This is a genomic window from Bradyrhizobium pachyrhizi (assembly GCF_029714545.1).
Lineage (GTDB): Bacteria > Pseudomonadota > Alphaproteobacteria > Rhizobiales > Xanthobacteraceae > Bradyrhizobium > Bradyrhizobium pachyrhizi.
The window spans coordinates 6,457,605-6,475,841 of sequence record NZ_CP121667.1 but is presented as its reverse complement, the minus strand read 5'-3'; the positions used below and the strand labels follow the sequence as shown (position 1 = coordinate 6,475,841).

General features: G+C 64.4%; 19 protein-coding genes. 13 read left to right on the top strand and 6 right to left on the bottom strand.

Translation table 11 applies throughout. The annotated features are described in order from the left end of the window. Positions 1–17 precede the first annotated feature (17 nt). Positions 18–1,253 carry an ABC transporter substrate-binding protein gene (locus QA639_RS30795; protein ID WP_028332454.1) on the bottom strand — a complete coding sequence of 412 codons (1,236 nt, stop codon included), beginning with the start codon at positions 1,251–1,253 and terminating at the stop codon, positions 18–20. A gap of 129 nt (positions 1,254–1,382) precedes the next feature. Here QA639_RS30795 and QA639_RS30790 point away from each other — a divergent pair, with 129 nt between their 5' ends. Then, positions 1,383–2,180 (top strand): IclR family transcriptional regulator, encoded by a 798-nt coding sequence (locus tag QA639_RS30790; RefSeq protein WP_283087947.1) that lies wholly within the window; start codon positions 1,383–1,385, stop codon positions 2,178–2,180. On the opposite strand, the gene QA639_RS30785 is transcribed toward QA639_RS30790, so the two are convergent. Continuing rightward, positions 2,156–3,079, bottom strand: coding sequence for a ketopantoate reductase family protein (locus QA639_RS30785; RefSeq protein ID WP_244978795.1), 924 nt, complete (start codon positions 3,077–3,079; stop codon positions 2,156–2,158). The genes QA639_RS30790 and QA639_RS30785 overlap by 25 nt on opposite strands. 199 nt (positions 3,080–3,278) lie before the next feature. On the opposite strand from QA639_RS30785, the gene QA639_RS30780 reads away from it, so the two are divergent. Both QA639_RS30780 and QA639_RS30775 read left to right on the top strand, forming a co-directional pair. Next, positions 3,279–4,094 (top strand): ABC transporter ATP-binding protein, encoded by an 816-nt coding sequence (locus QA639_RS30780; protein ID WP_283087946.1) that lies wholly within the window; start codon positions 3,279–3,281, stop codon positions 4,092–4,094. Then, complete coding sequence (locus QA639_RS30775; protein ID WP_028332450.1) at positions 4,094–4,879, top strand: ABC transporter permease; 786 nt, start codon at positions 4,094–4,096, stop codon at positions 4,877–4,879. Before QA639_RS30780 ends, QA639_RS30775 begins: the two co-directional genes overlap by 1 nt. Here QA639_RS30775 and QA639_RS30770 read toward each other — a convergent pair. Next, the gene (locus QA639_RS30770) at positions 4,876–5,718 is read right to left on the bottom strand and encodes a helix-turn-helix transcriptional regulator (protein ID WP_028332449.1); all 843 of its coding nucleotides are present in this window, start codon (positions 5,716–5,718) and stop codon (positions 4,876–4,878) included. The two genes, QA639_RS30775 and QA639_RS30770, sit on opposite strands and share 4 nt — an antisense overlap. A gap of 92 nt (positions 5,719–5,810) precedes the next feature. Here QA639_RS30770 and QA639_RS30765 point away from each other — a divergent pair, with 92 nt between their 5' ends. Continuing rightward, a complete protein-coding gene (locus QA639_RS30765) occupies positions 5,811–6,695 on the top strand; it encodes an SDR family oxidoreductase (RefSeq protein WP_028332448.1) in 885 nt (294 codons plus the stop codon). 70 nt (positions 6,696–6,765) lie between these two features. Here the strand turns inward: QA639_RS30765 and QA639_RS30760 are convergent, their stop codons facing one another. Beyond that, positions 6,766–8,091: a 4Fe-4S binding protein gene (locus QA639_RS30760; protein WP_028332447.1), complete on the bottom strand. Its 1,326-nt coding sequence runs from the start codon at positions 8,089–8,091 to the stop codon at positions 6,766–6,768. 217 nt (positions 8,092–8,308) lie between these two features. After that, on the bottom strand, positions 8,309–8,758 hold the full coding sequence (locus tag QA639_RS30755; RefSeq protein ID WP_028332446.1) for a cupin domain-containing protein: 450 nt from the start codon (positions 8,756–8,758) through the stop codon (positions 8,309–8,311). 183 nt (positions 8,759–8,941) lie between these two features. On the opposite strand from QA639_RS30755, the gene QA639_RS30750 reads away from it, so the two are divergent. The 9 genes from QA639_RS30750 to QA639_RS30710 all read left to right on the top strand — a co-directional run bounded on the left by QA639_RS30750 (position 8,942) and on the right by QA639_RS30710 (position 17,472). Beyond that, positions 8,942–9,967 carry an ABC transporter substrate-binding protein gene (locus tag QA639_RS30750; RefSeq protein WP_028332445.1) on the top strand — a complete coding sequence of 342 codons (1,026 nt, stop codon included), beginning with the start codon at positions 8,942–8,944 and terminating at the stop codon, positions 9,965–9,967. 12 nt (positions 9,968–9,979) lie between these two features. After that, positions 9,980–10,681, top strand: a complete 702-nt coding sequence (locus QA639_RS30745; RefSeq protein WP_028332444.1) for a hypothetical protein — start codon at positions 9,980–9,982, stop codon at positions 10,679–10,681. 15 nt (positions 10,682–10,696) lie between these two features. Then, positions 10,697–11,461: a substrate-binding domain-containing protein gene (locus QA639_RS30740; RefSeq protein WP_028332443.1), complete on the top strand. Its 765-nt coding sequence runs from the start codon at positions 10,697–10,699 to the stop codon at positions 11,459–11,461. Between the two features lie 176 nt (positions 11,462–11,637). Then, complete coding sequence (locus QA639_RS30735; protein ID WP_057015073.1) at positions 11,638–12,948, top strand: ABC transporter substrate-binding protein; 1,311 nt, start codon at positions 11,638–11,640, stop codon at positions 12,946–12,948. Between the two features lie 22 nt (positions 12,949–12,970). Next, complete coding sequence (locus QA639_RS30730; protein WP_050385458.1) at positions 12,971–13,744, top strand: ABC transporter ATP-binding protein; 774 nt, start codon at positions 12,971–12,973, stop codon at positions 13,742–13,744. A 4-nt stretch (positions 13,745–13,748) separates the two neighbouring features. Then, positions 13,749–14,453, top strand: coding sequence for an ABC transporter ATP-binding protein (locus tag QA639_RS30725; protein ID WP_157348186.1), 705 nt, complete (start codon positions 13,749–13,751; stop codon positions 14,451–14,453). A 220-nt stretch (positions 14,454–14,673) separates the two neighbouring features. Further along, positions 14,674–15,555: a branched-chain amino acid ABC transporter permease gene (locus QA639_RS30720; protein ID WP_018272975.1), complete on the top strand. Its 882-nt coding sequence runs from the start codon at positions 14,674–14,676 to the stop codon at positions 15,553–15,555. Then, on the top strand, positions 15,552–16,562 hold the full coding sequence (locus QA639_RS30715) for a branched-chain amino acid ABC transporter permease (RefSeq protein ID WP_028332439.1): 1,011 nt from the start codon (positions 15,552–15,554) through the stop codon (positions 16,560–16,562). Before QA639_RS30720 ends, QA639_RS30715 begins: the two co-directional genes overlap by 4 nt. Next, complete coding sequence (locus QA639_RS30710; RefSeq protein ID WP_028332438.1) at positions 16,528–17,472, top strand: polyphosphate kinase 2 family protein; 945 nt, start codon at positions 16,528–16,530, stop codon at positions 17,470–17,472. Before QA639_RS30715 ends, QA639_RS30710 begins: the two co-directional genes overlap by 35 nt. A gap of 311 nt (positions 17,473–17,783) precedes the next feature. Here the strand turns inward: QA639_RS30710 and QA639_RS30705 are convergent, their stop codons facing one another. Beyond that, the gene (locus QA639_RS30705) at positions 17,784–18,221 is read right to left on the bottom strand and encodes a nuclear transport factor 2 family protein (protein ID WP_028332437.1); all 438 of its coding nucleotides are present in this window, start codon (positions 18,219–18,221) and stop codon (positions 17,784–17,786) included. Between the last annotated feature and the right edge of the window lie 16 nt (positions 18,222–18,237).

The following is an 18,237-nucleotide window of genomic DNA, read 5'->3' as shown; positions in this document are numbered from 1 at the left end:
GGCGATAATGGTGCGTCCTACTTGTCGAGCTTGCAGCCGCCCGTTCGCTCGGGGCGGAACGCCTTGTCGCCGGGGATGGCCGCGATCTTCTGGTAGTAGTCCCAGGGATATTTGCTCTCGTCCGGCTTCTTCACGCGGTAGAGCGAGAGGTCGTAGACGACGCGGCCGTCTTTGCGGATGTGCGCGGGGCGGCCGAAGAAATCGACCGGCAGCTTGCGCATCTCGGCATTGACCGCCTTCGCCTCATCGCTGCCGCCGGCCTCGATCGCTTTCAGATAATGGCGCACGGCGGCGTAGGTCGCGGCCTGCAATTTTGTCGGTTCGCGCTTCTCGATCTCGATGAAGCGCTTGGCGAAGGCGCGGGTGCCGTCGTCGTCATCCCAGTAATATTGGGACGCGATGTACATGCCCTGCGCGTCGCGCAGGCCGATCGAATGGACGTCGGAGATGAAGGTCAGCATGCCGACGATGGTCTGCCCGCCTTGTTGCAGGCCGAATTCGTGGGTCTGCTTCACCGCGTTGACGGTGTCGGCGCCGGTGCCGGCCAGTGCCACCACCTTGGCACCGGAGCTCTGCGCGGCCAGCAAAAAGGATGAGAAGTCGGTGGTGTTGAAGGGATAGCGAACCGCGCCGATGACCTTGCCGCCCGTATCGGTCACCGCGCGCGAGGCATCCTTCACCATCGCGCTACCGAACGAATAGTCGACCGCGACAAAGAACCATTCCTTGCCGACGCGGCGGCTCAGCTCGCCGACCAGGCCGGCCGACAGCGCGTAGGTGTCGTCGGCCCAATGCGTGACGACGGGCGAGCATTTGTCGCCGGTCAAATCGGACGTCGCGGCGCCCGAGACCAGCGCGGTGCGGTTGCTCTGCGTTGCAAGCCCGGCGACGGCGAGCCCGACCGAGCTCACCGCGAGATCGGTCACCGCGTCGACATGCTCGACGTCGAACCATTGCCGCGCGATCCCGACCGCGACGTCGGGCTTGTTCTGGTGATCCGCCGAGATGATCTCGATCGGCTTGCCTAGCACCTTGTTATGAAAATCCTCAGCGGCAAGCTTGGCGGCGGTCACCGAGCCCGGCCCGCCGAGATCGCGGCCGCTGCCGTAGTCACCCAGCACCGCAATCCGCACCACGCCGTCCGAGATGCCTGAGCCGTCGGGTGCGGCGTACGCCAGCGGCGTTGAGAGCATCAGCGTGGCGATCGCGGCGGCGGCCCATCTGCGCGAGGCGTTTGTCTCCAGCAATTCCAATCCTCCCGTCGATTTTTCATATGTCCATCTAGTGGACATTATTCTCATAATTTGCGATACTATTCGCGCGGGCCGATTGGTCAAGCGCGCTGGATGCAGCGCGCCCTGCCGAATTTGCGATGTGGACGGATGGCAAAGAAACCGAAGGCGGAAGTTCAGGACGCGGAGCAGGGGGCGTCAGGCGTGCGGGCGGTCGACCGCGCCATCGCGATCCTGGAAAGCTTCACGCCAGATCAGCCGGCGATGAGCGTGATCGAGATCCGGAAGCGGGTCGGGCTGAGCCGGCCGACGCTCTATCGCCTGCTGCAGACGTTGGCGCAGCGCGACCTGATCCAGGCCGAAGGCGACCCGCAGCGCTTCCGGCTGTCGCACGGCGTGATGAAGCTGGCCCATGTCTGGCTGAAGGGTCTCGAGGTGGTCGCGATCGCGCGCCCGGTCGTCGAAGGCCTGCGCGAGACGACCGGCGAGACCGCAGCGTTGTTCCGCGAGCAGGACGATCGCGGCATCTGCATCCTCGAATGCGAGAGCCGTCACGTGCTCTCGATCAGCCGCGGAGTCGGCCACAGTCTGAGCCTGATCCAGGGATCGACCGGCAAGGCGATGCTGGCCTTCATGGAGCCGAAGCGGCAGGCCGCGCTTGTTGCCAGCATTGCAAAGAGCGCGGATCGCGCGCGGCTCGAGGACGCGCTGACCTTTGCGCGGCGCAACGGCTATGCGACCAGCCATGGCGAGATATTCGCCGGCGCGGTTGCCGTCTCCGCGCCGTGTTTCGATCACCGCGGCGAGGTGGTCGGTTCGGTCGGTCTCTACGGGCCGAGCGCGCGCATCGACGAGCGGAAGCTATTGGAATATTCAAAGCTGGTGCGCGAGGCCGGCCGGCAGATTTCGGTTCTGCTGGGCTATCAGGACGGCGCGCCCATCGCATAGGGCTTCAATACCGCATAGAGCATGTCGTGCGTCGGCGTCGGGACGCCGAGCTTGCGGCCGAGCTCGACCACCTTGCCGTTCAGCCACGGCAGTTCGAGCCGGTTGCCACGCTCGAGATCGAGCGCCATCGAGGCCTTCATCGCAGGTGGCGCGTGTCCGATGAAGTCGAGCACTTTCGTCAGCGCATCCGGCGGCAGCTTGATGCCGTTGGCGTGCGCGATGGCGATGATCTCCTCGCAAGCCGAAACGAAGAGCGGGCGCAAATCGGGATCGTCGCGCAGCTTGCCGATCGGCAGCCTGGTGACCGCGGTCATGCCGGCATTGGTGGCGAGGCCGACGAACTTCATCCAGAGCTCGGTGTTGATCTGCTCGCTCAAGGTCGCGTCGAAGCCGGCCTTCAGGCAGAGATCGAGCAGCGCCTTGCCGCGCGGCGTGATGCGGCCGTCGAGCTCACCGAAGATCATGCGCATGAAGGTGCCGACCTGGTTGATGACGCCAGGCTTGATGATCGAGGCCGAGATCTGCGCCACGCCGCCCATCACGGCGTTGCGTCCCAGAATCGGGACCAGCCTGTCAGGCGCGTCGATGCCGTTCTGCAGCGGGATCACCGCGGTGTCGGGGCCGACCATCGGCCTGATGTATTGGCCGGCGCTCTCGACGTCCCACAGCTTGACGCAGAACAGCACGATATCGACCGGGCCGACGCTTGCCGGATCGTCGGTCGCCTGGGTCGGGACCAGATGGGTTTCGCCGCGGCCGCCCTGAACCTTCAGCCCCTCGCTGCGCATGGCGGCCAAATGAGCGCCGCGCGCGATAAAGGTGACGTCGGCGCCGGCATGCGCGAGCGCCGCACCAAAGCCGCCCCCGACGCCTCCGGCGCCCACCACTGCGATCCGCATGATTGTCTCCTTGTCCGTCGCTTTGGGCTGCAGCCTCGACGATGTCGGCGCAATGCGCAACCCGGTTGCGCAATTGAGCAACCCTGGCCTGTCTGAAAATCGCGTGACCACAGCCTTGTTTGCTAGGCCATCTTCCTGCGTTGACTTGCCCGCCCGAACCGCTAAGCCATCTCGGAAAGTTCGGGAGGGATGCGTGGCGATGACGGAGCCGACGGCGGTCGCGCTTGACAGTGCGACGGTGGCGTTTCGGTTGGCGGATGGACGCGTCTATACCGCGGTCGAACAGGCCAATCTTTCGGTTGATCATGGCGAGTTCGTCGCCATTGTCGGCCCGACCGGATGCGGGAAGTCGACGCTGCTGAACGTCACGGCCGGGCTGCTCAAGCCCGCGGCCGGAACGGCAAGGATCTTCGACAAGCCGCTGAGCGGCCTCAACCGTGACGCCGGCTACCTGTTCCAGGCCGATGCGCTGTTCCCCTGGAAGACCGCGATCGACAATGTCGCGATCGGGCTCGAAATCACTGGCACGCCGCGCGCCGAGGCGCTTGCGCGCGCGCAGAAATGGCTGACCTCGGTCGGGCTCGGCGCCTTCGCCAATCGCTATCCGCACATGCTGTCGGGCGGCCAGCGTAAGCGTGTTGCGCTGGCGCAGGTCCTGATCCGCGATCCGAAGATCCTCCTGATGGACGAGCCGTTCGGTCCGCTGGACGCCCAGACCCGGCAGATCATGGGCAATCTGCTGCTGGAATTGTGGAGCGCCGACCGCAAGGCGGTGCTGTTCGTCACCCACGATCTCGAGGAGGCGATCGCGCTGGCCGATCGCGTCGTGATCATGTCGGCCGGTCCTTCCGCGCGCATCATCGGCGACTGGCGCATCACGCTGCCGCGGCCGCGCGACATCGCCGAGATCCGGATGGAGAAGGATTTCCATGCCCTGCACCGCGAGATTTGGGGCGTGCTGAAAGACGAGGTGATGAAGGGCTATGTCCAGTCGACGCAGGCGGGAGCTGCCTGATGTCGCGCGTCACGCTGTTGTCCTTGCAGGTGCTGGTCGCCGTCGTCACGCTCGCGCTCTGGCAGCTCTTCTCCACCGTGCCGGTGTTCGGCAAGGTGCTGCTGCCGCCGTTCTTCTTCTCCAATCCGCTCGACGTCTTCAGCCAAATCGTCAAATGGTTCTCGACCGGAGTGATCTGGAAGCATCTCGCGATCACGCTGTGGGAATCCATCCTCGCCTTCGTGATCGGCTCGGCCGGCGGCATTCTGGTCGGCTTCTGGTTCGCGCGCCAGCCGCGCGTCGCCGCGGTGTTCGATCCTTATGTGAAGATGGTCAACGCGCTGCCGCGCGTGGTGCTGGCGCCGATCTTCGCGCTGTGGTTCGGGCTCGGCGTCTGGTCCAAGGTCGCGCTCGGCGTGACCCTGGTGTTCTTCATCGTGTTCTTCAACGTCTACCAGGGCGTCAAGGAAGTACCGACCACGGTGCTCGACAATGGCCGCATGCTTGGCATGAACGAGCGGCAGCTGATGCGCCACGTCTACTGGCCGTCGGCGCTGTCCTGGATGTTCTCCTCGCTGCACACCTCGGTCGGCTTTGCGGTGGTCGGCGCGGTGGTCGGCGAATATCTCGGCTCCGCCGCCGGCCTCGGCTACCTGATCCAGCAGGCCGAGGGCGTGTTCGACGTCGCCGGCGTGTTCGCAGGCATGTTCGTGCTGTCGGCCTTCGTCATCCTGATCGACATGGGCGTGACGATGGTCGAGAATCGGCTGCTGGTTTGGCGGCCGACAGCCGTGACGCGGGATTAGGGCACTGCCGGCGCGGCCTCGATCAATCCGCGGATCTTGTTCGTCACCTCCGGGTCGATCGGATTGTAGACGATCATGCTGAGGTCGGGCCGTCCGTCGACCGCGAACGCCGAATATTCGAACTTGACCGGGCCCAGGATCGGATGCCGGAGCTGCTTGACGCCTTCGCCGTGCGTTCGCACGTCGTTGTCGCGCCACAGCGCCGCGAATTCCGGGCTGAGCCGGCAGAGCTCGTCGACAAAGGGTTGCACCTCGGCCGCGGCTCCGGCGCGTGCCGCATCCACCCTGAAGGCGCCGACCACGAAGCGCGCCACGCTGGCCCAGTCGTGTTGCGCAGCACGGACGCGCGGATCGAGGAACATGAAGCGAAGCACGTTGCGCTCGCGCGGCGGCAGCGATCCGTAGTCCGTCAGCATCACGGTCGCGGCCCGGTTCCAGGCGACGATATCCCAGGTTGCGGTGCGTATCACGGCGGGGCGCGGCTCCAGCGCGTCGAGCACGCGCTGCAGCCGGGGGGTGACGCCTTCGCTCTTCTGGTAGCGCACCTCGGGCGTGCGGCCGAGGCCGAGCAGGAACAGATGCTCGCGCTCGACATCGGTCAGCATCAGCGCACGCGCGATGCGGTCGAGTACATCGGCCGAGGGCGCACCGCCGCGGCCCTGTTCGAGCCAGGTGTACCAGGTCGCGCTGATGTTGGCGCGCTGCGCCACCTCTTCGCGTCGCAGGCCCGGCGTGCGCCGCCGCTCCGGCGGAAAGCCGAACACGGCCGGATCGAGCTTGCTGCGGCGGTCCTTCAGGTAGGCGCCGAGCAGGTTCTCTTGCGCGAGCGGTTCGCTCATCCTGTTAACTATTATACCATGATAAGATCACTACTTTAACAGGATAGCGCGCAGGGCCAGATTTGTCTCCAACGAAACCTGGAGACTTCCTCATGCGTGTGTTCGTCACTGGTGCCACCGGATTCATCGGCACTCCCGTCGTCAAGGACCTGATCGCCGCCGGACATCAGGTTCTTGGCATGGCCCGTTCGGACGAGGGGGCGAACGCGATCTCTGCCGTTGGTGCGGAGGCTCTTCGCGGCTCGCTCGAGGACCTTGATAGCTTGCGCAAGGGGGCAAGCGCTTCGGATGCTGTCATTCACCTGGGCTTCGTTCACGACTGGTCCAACTTCGCGAAGAGTTGCGAGATCGACCGCTGCGCCATCGAAGCGCTGGGTTCTGTTCTGTCTGGATCGGACAGGCCGCTGATCGTGACCGGGGGCTTGGCGGGATTGGCCGCGCCCGGCCAGATCGCGACTGAGGACCAAACGATATCGCCGGATTTCCCATTCCCTCGCGTGTCGGAACAGACGGCCCTGTCGCTGAACGGCGTCCGCGCGTCGGCCATGCGTCTTCCCCAGGTCCACGATCCCGTCCGGCAGGGTCTCATCACCCCCTTGATCGCGGTGTACCGCGAAAAGGGCGCGTGCGCCTATCTCGGCGACGGGCAAAATCGCTGGCCGGCGGCGCATGTTCTCGACGTCGCGCGTCTCTACCGGCTGGCCATCGAAAAGGCTGAGCCGAACGCAAGGTATCACGCCGTCGCGGAAGAGGGGGTCTCGATGCGAGATATTGCCGAAACGATCGCACGGCGGCTGAAGCTGCCGGTCAAATCCATCGCCCCGCAAGAGGCGCAGGCCTTCTTTGGCTGGCTCGGCACGTTCGCTGCATACGACATGGCGGCCTCCAGCGAGCAGACGCGCAGGAAGCTTGGATGGCAGCCGACCGGGCCGGGGTTGATTGCCGATCTCGAACGGTTGGTCGATTCCGCGCGGTAAGAAGCAACGCAGTAGGCTGCGTAGGGTGGGTTAGCCGAAGGCATGCCATCCGACGCAACTACGCTGCGGCTCAGAGCGGGAAGCACCGCATGTAGGCGGCGAACAATGCTTCATCGTTATGGCTCACCAGCTTTGCGTCAATCGCGTCGGCAAGTTCGAGGTCGCGGTTCTGCACGCGCAGCCAGGCCTGGGCGTCAGCGGTGATGGTCAGAGCGGCTTCTCCGACATGCCGTCCCGGCACGACCTGGAGATCCTTGCCCTTGATCGCAACGGTCATATCCAGCGGGCTCGCCCCGGTGAAGCGCAGATGCGTCACGAAATCCAGGCCTCGCGCCCTGCCGCGCTGGAATCCGAGCGAGAGCGAAAAGATATAGGCCTGCAGGCTGCCGGTATGGCGGCCCGAGGTGACATGCTGGACCTTCTTGTGCGGAAAGCGCCGCGTCACCGTGTCCTCGGCGTCGGTATCCGGGATCACGTAGACGAACTCGTCCTTGTCGATCAGCGGCTGCACCACGTCGGCGAAATGCCCGTCACGATCATGCAGGAAGGGGCCGATCACGTCTTCGCCGGCCGGGCAGGCCGAGATGCAGTAGGCCGCCTTGTAGCCCGGCTTGAACGACAGCGATTGCCAGATGTTCAGCGTCTCGGTGCGGGGAACGCGGGCGCGATAATCCCTTGCGTCCTTCGAATCCGCGACCTTCTCCACCCACTGCGAGAAGTTGCCGAGAAAGTCGTGATAGTTGTGGGTGTGGCAAGACAGGAAGTCGAAGCCGCCGTCCGGCTTGATGGCGCCGACCGGGCAGGCAGCGACGCACAATTTGCACTCCAGGCAGGGATTGTAGTCGATCGGATGGTCATGGGCGTCGACCTCGCATCCGAGCAGGATGGTGCCGAGCAGGACGAAACTGCCGAATTTCGGGTGGATGATGCTGCGATGGATTCCCATGCGGCCGAGACCGGCTTCCACCGCGATCGGCTTGTGCTGAACCATCATGATCCTTGGCAGATCCATCTCCATCGGGAACGCGGCAACCGAATTGCATGCCGGGATGCCGTGCTCGTCGAGCGCGCGAACGATGGCGCGCGCGGTTTCGTTGACGTGATCGTAGGTGCTGTGGAATTCCTCGTTGGCAACCGAGCGCGAGGGCGAGCGCACCGGCTCACGGTTCATGTGGCAGACGATCGCGAGCAGGGAGCGCGTCCGGCCATAGACCTTGCCAATGAAGTCGCGCTGCGGCGCGATGGCGGCCCGTTCGAACTCGATGATGCCGACATCATCGGCTCCGCATCTGCGCGCGATATCCTTGATCAGTTCCGATGAAACCGGGACGTCGCGGACCGGTTCGCTGCTGCGCGCGCGCACAGCCCTGACCGTGGGGTGATCGTCCAGGCTCATGGGTCTTGCTCTCTATAAAATGACGATCGTCATATTATGAAGCGAGCAAACTTGAGGCAAGTGAATTATCTGTCAAGTGTCATGTCATGGAACCGGCGCGGGCGCGCGCGACTTTCGTCATTGCGAGGACCGAAGCGACGAAGCAATCCATGGGTCCGCCCATCCAGAGAGATGGATTGCTTCGCTTCGCTCGCAATGACGCTGAGGGAGGCCGCCGTCAATCCAGCAGCTTGGTGTCATCCGGCGCCTGCGGGGGCGTCTTGATCGCGATCGCCTTGATGGCGCGGCCGTTCGGCTTGGTGCCGCCATGCGGCGTGCCCTTCGGGATCACGATCAGGTCGCCGGGCTTCACCGTCACTTCCTTGTCACCGAGCCAGACCGTGCCGGTGCCTTCGAGGACGAACTGCATCTCGTTGGTGTTGGGATGCATGTGCTTCGGCACGTTGCCGTCCTGGATCGAGACGGTGGCGCCGTCGGCGGAGACGAACATCTTGGAACGGAAGCCGACCTTGTTGGCGTCGCCGAGCTTGTCGCCCTCCATCTCGCCGGTATGGATGACCTGCGCCGTGATGTTCTCGGCGGCGAGCGCCGGCCGCAGCAAATGGGTGACGCCACAGCCCGCGGCAAAGGCGGCAGCGATCGACAGCGCAGTTGCAATACGATTCATGAAGGCCTCCCTTGATGTTTCCCTTGAAGTATTCTTGGTGCTTCCAGTTTTTGCGCTTCTTCGGCGTTTTCTTAATAGCTGCGATGCTATGCCGCCGCCGCAGGCTTGACCAGCTGTCGGAAAGTCGCCTTCTCAAGGCCTTCCAGCTCCTCTATCTTGCCGACCAATCGAACGGAGGACGTCATGAACAAACTGCTTGGCAAGCTTGCCGGAATGCTGCTGGCGCTGACCCTGTCCACGGGCCTTGCCGCGGCGCAAAGCAAGATCACCATCGCGGTCGGGGGCGGCGCTTGCCTGTGCTATCTGCCCACCGTGCTGGCCAAGCAACTCGGCGAATACGACAAGGCCGGGCTTGCAGTCGAACTGGTCGACCTCAAGGGCGGCTCGGACGCGCTCAAGGCCGTGCTCGGCGGCAGCGCCGACGTCGTCTCCGGCTATTTCGACCACTGCGTCAATCTCGCGGCCAAGAAGCAGGAGCTGCAGGCCTTCGTGGTCTATGACCGCTATCCCGGCCTCGTGCTGGTGGTGTCGCCGAAGCACACCGGCGAGATCAACTCGATCAAGGATCTCGCCGGCAAGAAGGTCGGCGTCAGCGCGCCGGGCTCCTCGACCGATTTCTTCTTGAAGTATCTGCTCAAGAAGAACGGCCTCGATCCGGCCGGCACCGCCGTGATCGGTGTCGGTCTCGGCGCGACGGCGGTCGCGGCGATGGAGCAGGGCCAGATCGACGCTGCCGTGATGCTTGATCCCGCCGTTACCGTGCTGCAGGGCGGCTACAAGGACCTCAAGATTCTCAGTGACACCCGCACCCAGCACGACACGCTTGCGGTGTTCGGTGGCGAATATCCCGGCGGCGCCCTGTATTCGACCGCGGCCTGGGTCAACGGCCACGAGAAGGAGGTGCAGGCGCTGACCAATGCGATCATGGCGACGCTGGCCTGGATCCACTCGCACAGCGCCGAAGATATCATGGCCAAGATGCCCGACGAGATCGTCGGTAAGGACAAGGCGCAGTATCTCGCGGCGCTGAAGAACACGATCCCGATGTATTCCGAGACCGGCAAGATGGACCCCAAGGGTGCAGAGGCGGTGCTCGCGGTGTTCAGCGAGGGCTCGCCGGATGTCGCGAAGGCCGGCATTGACGTCACCAAGACCTACACCAACAAGTTCGTCGACCAGGTCAAGAAGACGACCGGAAACGCGAAGTAAACACGTTCGGATATGCAGTCTCCGCTCATTTGTCGTGTCACCGCGCTCGACCTTGCCTTGCAGCGGCGTCCCTGGCCGTTCGCGGACCAGCGGCGCGCCGAGATCGACGCGCATTTCGCCGAGCAGCAGCGGCTGAACCCGAACCTGTGGAATGGCCGCGTGCTGCTCGGGCGCGATCCGGTCTTCGCCGGCGAGCGGCTCAGCGCGAGCTATTTCGAAACCGATTTCGCGAGCTTCCTCGCCTGGCGCGACTGGGGCTTTGCGGACCACGAGGTGTTCAACGGTTTCGGCATGGGGGCGCTGCTCGCCAGCGACGGCGCCTTCTTGTGCGGGGTGATGGGCGAGCAGACCGCGAATGCCGGACGCATCTATTTCCCGTCAGGGACACCCGACCTCGACGATATCAGGGGCGACACGGTCGATATCGCCGGCAGCGTGATGCGCGAACTCGAGGAGGAGACGGGATTGTTGCCGTCGGATTGCCGCGGCGACGCCGACTGGCACTGCATCTACACCGGGCCTGCGCTTGCAATGATGCAGATCCTGCGCGTCGATATGCCTGGTGACGCGCTGCGGGCGCGGATCGAGGCCAATCTCGCGCGCCAGGCAAATCCCGAGCTTGCCGGCATCCATCTGGTGCGCAGCCGAGCCGATCTCACTCCCGCAATGCCGCGCTTCGTCACCGCGTTCATCGAGACGCAGCTGCCGGCCTAGGCAAAGGAGTGCGCAATGACCGAGCAAGCCACCGCTGCCGCTGCATTGACACCGGCAATCGCCGACGGCCCCAAAACGATCAGGGTCATCATTTCGGGTGGCTTCGCCGCGGTCTACCGAGACGTGCTGCCTGAATTCGAGCGAAGAACGGGCATCAGTGTGGAGACTGGATCTGGCGCGTCGGAGGGCACCGGTCCGAAGACGATCAGGCACCAGCTCGCGAACGGCACCAAAGCGGACGTGGTTATCCTTTCGCGTGAGGGACTTCACAAGCTCAACGAAGACGGCCGGATTCTTGGGGGATCGGAAGCCGGACTGGCGACGGCACCTTTGGCCGCGGCGGTTCGGGCGGGCTCATCCAGGCCGGACATCGGCAATGATGCCGCGCTTAGGCAGGCTTTGATCGACGCCGGCGAGGTGGTGGCGCCGAGCAGCACGAGCGGACAGTACGTCCGCGACAAGGTTTTCCCCAGGTTGAACTTGCCGGACACGGTCAGGCTCACCCTCGAGGCGCGCGGAACCGAGGCGGCCGAAGCGCTGAGAGCAGGCAAGGCAAATCTCTCGATCGGTCCGACCAGCGAACTGGTTCAGGAGAGCGGCATCGAAGTTGTCGGTCTGCTGCCGCCAGATCTCCAGCTGGTCCAGACCTTCACAGCCGCGATCGTCAGCGACGCGCTAGCGCCGGAAGCAGCCAAGCGCCTGATCGATTTTCTTTCCCTGGACAGCGATATTTTGCTCACGGCGATCAAACGGGCCGGCATGGAACGGCCCCGCGGATAAATTGCTGCCGCCAAGCGCACGCCGGAGCGCTGCGCGTCGGCACCGCTCCGCCGAAACTTTGCGCAAGCCTGCGCGGTGCGGACGCAGCCATCGCGCTTGACATCATCGGCCGCTCCCCCTGTGATAGGGCGGCACGACAACAAAAAATGCAGTGCACAATCTCTGGGGAGGGATTCATGCCGGTCAGGAGGGCTGCCCGCTGGCTTGCGGGTCTATCTGTCGCGCTTGCGGCGCTTGCTGTGGCCAATGCAGCGCATGCGCAGGACAAGAAGATCAAGATCGGCGTGATCTTCGATTTGACCGGCCCGCTGGCCGGCGGCGGCTCCGAGCTGCAATACACCGGCGTCAAGATCATGCTCGACCATTACGCCAAGACCGGCGTCGAGGGTTACAAGGTCGAGGCCGTCTATGCCGACGCGCAGAGCAAACCCGACATCGCGATCAACGAGGCCGTCCGGCTGCTCGAGCAGGAAAAGGTCGACATGGTGATGGGCTTCTTCTCCTCGGCGCAATGCGTGCCGGTGTCGGCGCGGGTCGAGCAGATGAAGAAGTTCATGTGGATCACGACCTGCATTTCCTCCGGCGTGTTCGACGGCAAGAACTACAAATACGTGTTCCGTCCGCAGGCCGCCGGCAACCAGTACGGCATGATGACGACCGACTTCATCGCGCAATACTCCATGTCCAAGTTCGGCAAGGAGCCGAAGGATCTCCGCGTCGCCATCATCCATGAGGACGGCGCCTATGGCGTCGACGTCTCCAAGGGCAATGAGGCCGGCGCCAAGAAGGCCGGCTTCAACATCGTGCTCAAGGAGGGCTATTCGGCGACCGCGCCCGATTTGTCGGCGCTGGTGACCAAGCTGAAGCGCGCCAAGCCCGACGTGATCTTCCATACCGGCTACAATCCGGACATTACCCTGCTGTTCCGCCAGGCCCGCGAGCAGGGATTGAAGTTCGGCGCCATCGTCGGCCATGGCGCGGGCTACGGCGTCTACGAGAAGCTGAAGGAAGGCCTCGGCACCGACGCCAACTATCTCTTCAACACCGACCCGATCTCGATCTGGCTTGCCAACCAGAAGAACATGGATCCCAAGCTGCCGCCGGTCATCAAGATGGTCGGCGAGGAGTTTGACCGGCTGAAGCCCGGCGTGCCGATCCGTTCCGCCCATGTCGGCATTGGCGCGGCCAACGCCTATGTCTTCCTCGACGACGTCTTGCCGCGCGCGATCAAGAAGTATGGCGGCGTCGATCCGGATGCGCTGCGCAAGGCTGCGCTCGACACCGACATTCCCGAGGGCGGCACCATGCTCGGCTATGGCGTGAAGTTCTACGGCGAGGGAGAGCAGTATGCCGGGCAGAACGCGCGCTCGTTCCCGGTGGTGCTGCAATATATCGACGACAAGTCCTATGTGGTGTGGCCGAAGAGCCAGATGCAGCGCGAGACCGAGCTGCCGCTGCCGGCCGGCACCACCTACAGCTACAAATAGCTCGCTCGCGAAGGGAACTGCCGTGCTCGCCGTCGAAGGCCTGGTCAAGCGGTTTGGCGGCTTTCGTGCCGTCAACAACGTGTCGTTCCGCGTCGAGCAGGGCGAGATCCTCGGCCTGATCGGCCCGAACGGCTCGGGCAAGAGCACGATCTTCAACATGCTCTCGGGCACCTTGCCACCGACCTCCGGCTCGATCCTGTTCGACGGCCACGAGATCGCGGGGCTCGCCCCGCACCGGATCATCAACCGTGGCATCGGCCGGACCTTCCAGATCCCGCGGCCGTTCCATCGCCTCAGTATCTTCGAAAACGTCGTGCTCGCCGGCTTCTACGGCCAGGGCCGCCACAGCCGCGGCAAGGCCGAGGAGGCGGCCGAGCGGGCGCTCGCGATGGTCGGGCTGCCGACCGACCGTCACGCCAGCGTCGAGGGCCTGGGCGCCGCCGGGTTGAAGAAGCTCGAGCTCGCCAAGGCGCTCGCCACCGGCCCGAAGCTGTTGCTCGCGGATGAGAGCCTTGGCGGCCTCGACGAGGCCGAGATGGACCAGGCCGCCGACATGCTGCGCCGGATCCGCGATGAGCTCGGCATCACCATCATCTGGGTCGAGCACATCATGGGCGTGTTGATGCGGGTCGTCGATCGCGTGATGGTGCTCGATCACGGCGAGAAGATCGCCGAGGGCCTGCCGGCCGATGTCGCCGGCGACGCAAGAGTGATCGAGGTCTATCTCGGCACTGATGCGGACGCGAGCCTCGCGGCCGCGGCCGCAGCCCAGGCGCGGCGCCGGATCGGGGCGTGAGCGCATGCTGGAATTGAAATCGATCGACGCGGGCTATGGCAGCTTCCAGGCGCTGTTCGACGTCAGCCTCGACGTCAAGGCGGGCGAGGCAGTCGGCGTGATCGGCCCGAACGGCGCCGGCAAGACCACCTTGATGCGGGTGATTTCCGGGTTGATCCGACCGATCAGGGGCACGATCGCGATGGAAGGCACCGACGTCATCGCGACGCCCCCGCATCGCATCGTCAGCCTTGGGATCGCGCATGTGCCGGAAAATCGCCGGTTGTTTCCGCGGCTCACCGTCGCCGACAATCTGAAGATGGGCGCCTACATGCCCGGCGCGCGCGCGCATTACGCCGAGCGGCTCGACTTCGTGTTCGAGCTGTTCCCGCGGCTCAAGGAACGCCAGCAGCAGATGGCCGGCACGATGTCGGGCGGCGAGCAGCAGATGTGCGCGATCGGCCGTGCGCTGATGTCGAATCCGAAACTGCTGCTGCTCGACGAGCCGTCGGCCGGGCTCGCGCCGGTCGTGGTGCAGCAGGTGTTCGAGCTCGTCAAGCGGATCCGCGCCTCCGGGCTGACGGTCCTGATCGTCGAGCAGAACGTGCAGCAGGTGCTGCGCGTGGTCGACCGCGCCTATCTGCTGGAAGCCGGCAGCATCCGCGCCGCCGGGTCAGCGGCGGAACTCGCGGCCAGCGACACCATCAAGCAGGCGTATCTCGGGGTGTAGGGGATGATGACAACAGATCGGGCAGACGCGCTCACACACTTCCCCGTCATCCCCGGACGAACGCGTTTGCGTTCGCTCGGGACGTACGAGCGTAGCGAGCCTCGAAGGATGAATCGGCCACATACGGGCCGTGCATCCTTCGAGGCGCGCAAGGGCGCGCACCTCAGGATGACGGTCGAGCTAGTTCAGCTAGACCACGTCACGCTCTAAGGCAGCAGCCATGCAATCCTTCCTCGACATCTTCGACATCTACCTGCTGGAGGCCGTCATCAACGGCATCCTGCTCGGCGGCGTGCTGGCGCTGCTCGCGCTCGGGCTCAACCTGATCTTCGGCGTCATCGACGTCACCTGGATCTGCTACGCCGAGCTCGTGATGATCGGCATGTACGGCATGTATTATCTCGTGCAGTATTACGGCCTGCCGTACTGGGCCGCTGCGCCGCTCGTGATCCTGCTCGTCGCGCTGCTCGGCGGCGCGCTGCATTTCTTCGTGATCGCGCCGCTCCTGACCGCGCCGCCGATCAACCAGCTGCTCGCCACCGGCGGCGTGCTGTTCATCCTGCAGAGCTTTGCCACCGTCGCCTTCGGCATCGACTTCCGCAATCTCGGCATCCGCCTGCCGGTGCTCGCGCTCGGCGAGATGAATTTCAGCTACGCACGGCTGCTGTCGTTCGCCGCCGCGCTGCTCGGCATGATCGGCGTCTATCTGTTCCTGACCCGCACCTTCACCGGCACCGCGATCCGCGCCATCGCGCAGGACCGCCAGATCATGCCGCTGATGGGTGTCGACCCCAAGCGCATCTATCTCGTTACCTCGGCGATCGGCGGCGGGCTCGCCGGCCTCGCCGCCTGCCTCCTGGTGCTGCAATATGACGTGCATCCGTTCGTCGGCCTGTCGTTCGGGCCGATCACCTTCCTGATCTGCGTGCTCGGCGGGCTCGGCAATTTCATCGGCGGCTTCATCGCCGCCTTCGTGTTCGCCGAGATCATCTCGCTCGGCGGCCTGTTCTCCGATCTCGAATGGGGCTACGTGCTGGCCTTCGCATTCTTCATCGTCATGATGTTCATCCGGCCCGCGGGCCTGCTGGCGAGGCGCTCGTGAACAGGCAAGCCGCCGGCTGGATCATCGCGCTGATCGCGCTCGTCGCGGTGCCCTTCGTGCATCGCGATCCCTATCATCTGCACGTGCTGGTGCTGATCCTGATCTGGTCGTTCGCGTACACCTCATGGTCGATCATGGGGCGCTTCGGCCTGGTCTCGCTCGGCCATGGCGGTTTCATGGGCATCGGCGCCTATGTCACCGCGCTGCTGTGGAACCATCTCGGCGTGTCGCCCTGGATCGGCATTCCCCTCAGCATGGCGACCGCCGGCGTGCTCGCGCTCGTCGTCGCCTATCCCTGCTTTCGCTTTCGCATCACCGGGCATTATTTCGTGCTGGTGACGCTGGCGCTGTCGGGCATCGTGCTGCAGGTCATCACCGCGACCCGCGACTACACCGGCGGCTCGCTCGGCTACACGCCGCAGCGCGCCCCGAGCGGCAAGGGGCTGGTCGCGCTGCAATTCGACGACAAGACCACCTGGTATCTGATCGCGCTCGCTGTCTGGATCGCGGGCCTCGTGATCTGGCGCGCGATCGATCGCAGCATGATCCGCCACGCGATGGAGGCGATCTCGGAGGATGAGGACGCTGCGGCTGCGGCCGGCGTCAACGTCACCGCCGAGAAGCTCAAGATCACCCTGATCAGCGCGCTGATGACCGCGCTGTCGGGCGCGCTCTACTGCCAGTACCAGATGTTCATCTCGCCCGACACGGTGAGCGGCATCGCGGTCTCCCTGCAGATGGTGTTCGCGGCGATCGTCGGCGGCGTCTATGTCGCGCTGGGACCGACGGTCGGCGCCGTCATCACCATCGTGCTGGCCGAGGTGCTGCGCATCTCTTTCGGCACCAAAGCGGTCGGCTGGGACAATCTGGTCTATGGCGTGCTGCTGGTACTGTTCATCATCTTCCTGCCCAAGGGCATTCTTGGTAGCGTGATCGACCGGATCAAATCGCCACGCAAGCCGTCGAGAAGCCATGAGCAACAAACCGTCCCCATCGCTCGCCGATGAACTGAAGCCCTTCGTCGCGCCGTTCCGCTTCGACGGGTCGGGCGAATTTCACCTCAAATCGTATCCGACCGCCGAGAAGGGCGGCATCGACAAGGACGCCGGCGGCAAGATCATCGAGGCCAACCGCAAGCGGCTCAACGACTTCCAGGAGAAGCTCTACGCCCAGGACCGCTGGTCGCTGCTGCTGATCTTCCAGGGCATGGATGCCGCCGGCAAGGATTCCGCGATCAAGAGCGTGTTCGAGGGCGTCAATCCACAGGGCTGCGAGGTTTCCTCCTTCAAGCAGCCCTCGACCAGGGAGCTCGACCACGACTTCATGTGGCGCGCGATGATCGCGCTGCCGGAACGCGGCCGCATCGGCATCTTCAACCGCTCCTATTACGAGGAGTGCCTGGTGGTGCGGGTGCATCCCGAGGTGCTCGGCAAGCAGAAGATCCCGAAGCGCCTCGTCACCAAGAACATCTGGCGCGAGCGCTTCGAGGACATTTCGGCGATCGAGCGCTATCTGGCGCGCAACGGCACCGTGATCCTGAAATTCTTCCTCAACGTCTCCAAGGAGGAGCAGCGCCAGCGCTTCCTCGACCGGCTCGAGGAGCCGGCCAAGAACTGGAAGTTCTCGATGGCCGACGTCGCCGAGCGCAAGCTGTGGGCCAAATATCAGGCCGCCTATCAGGACATGATCCATCACACCGCAACCAAGGAGGCACCCTGGCAAATCGTGCCCGCCGACCACAAATGGTTCGCCCGCGTCGTGATCGGCTCGACCATCGTCAATGCGCTCGACGGGCTCGATCTGAAATTCCCCGAGGTCGACAAGGCGGAGCTGAGCGAATTCAAGCGCGTCCGTGGGGCGCTGGAGGCGGAAGGCAAGGGCGGCGCAGGCGAGAAGGCCGTGGCGAAGAACAAGTAGAATGCGAAGGACTGGGGCCGCGTTTTCTCTCGCGCACGCTTGATTACGTCAGGGAAGCGCACTCGTCAGGCTCCCTCCTCCCTAGCGGGTAGGGCAATCGCATATGGCCGTTTGAGGCAATCGGAGTTCCCACAAACTCGTCATGCCCAGGCTTGTCCCGGGCATCCACGTCTTCGTTTCCACGCAAAGAAAAGACGTAGATGGCCGGGACAAGCCCGGCCATGACGGCGCGGAAGAATCGGTTCATTCCAAATGCGATTGCCCTGCCCTTGCGGGGGAGGGTGGGGAGAAGAGTGGCCCGGGCGTGAGTGTCAATGAGAAGTTTCTCCGAACACCATCTGCCAGCCCTTGCGGGTATCCATGTATTCCCGCACCTGCTTGATGCGGCCCGCCTCGACCACGAACACGAAGCAGTAGTCATTCTCATAGCGTCGGCCGCCCGGCACCGTCGCGCGCATGCGCTCCTCGACGATCACGCTGTCGCCGTCGGCATGAACGGCGCGGAACGCGATGTCGATCTCGGAGAACAGGCGGTGCATCTCGGTCGAGATGAAGCGGGCGATCGCGTCAGCGCCGATCATGTGGTCGGCGTGATCGAGCGCGACCGCGGTGGCGTTGCCGGCGGGCGCGATCCATTCGGCATCCGGCGCGAACAGCGCGGCAATCAGCTTGGCGTCGCGGGTCCTGAACGTTTGCCAGGCGTTCAGGACAATTTGCTTGCTGGCTTCCCTGGCTGCCGGGTTGGTCATGGCGATGTCTCCGGGT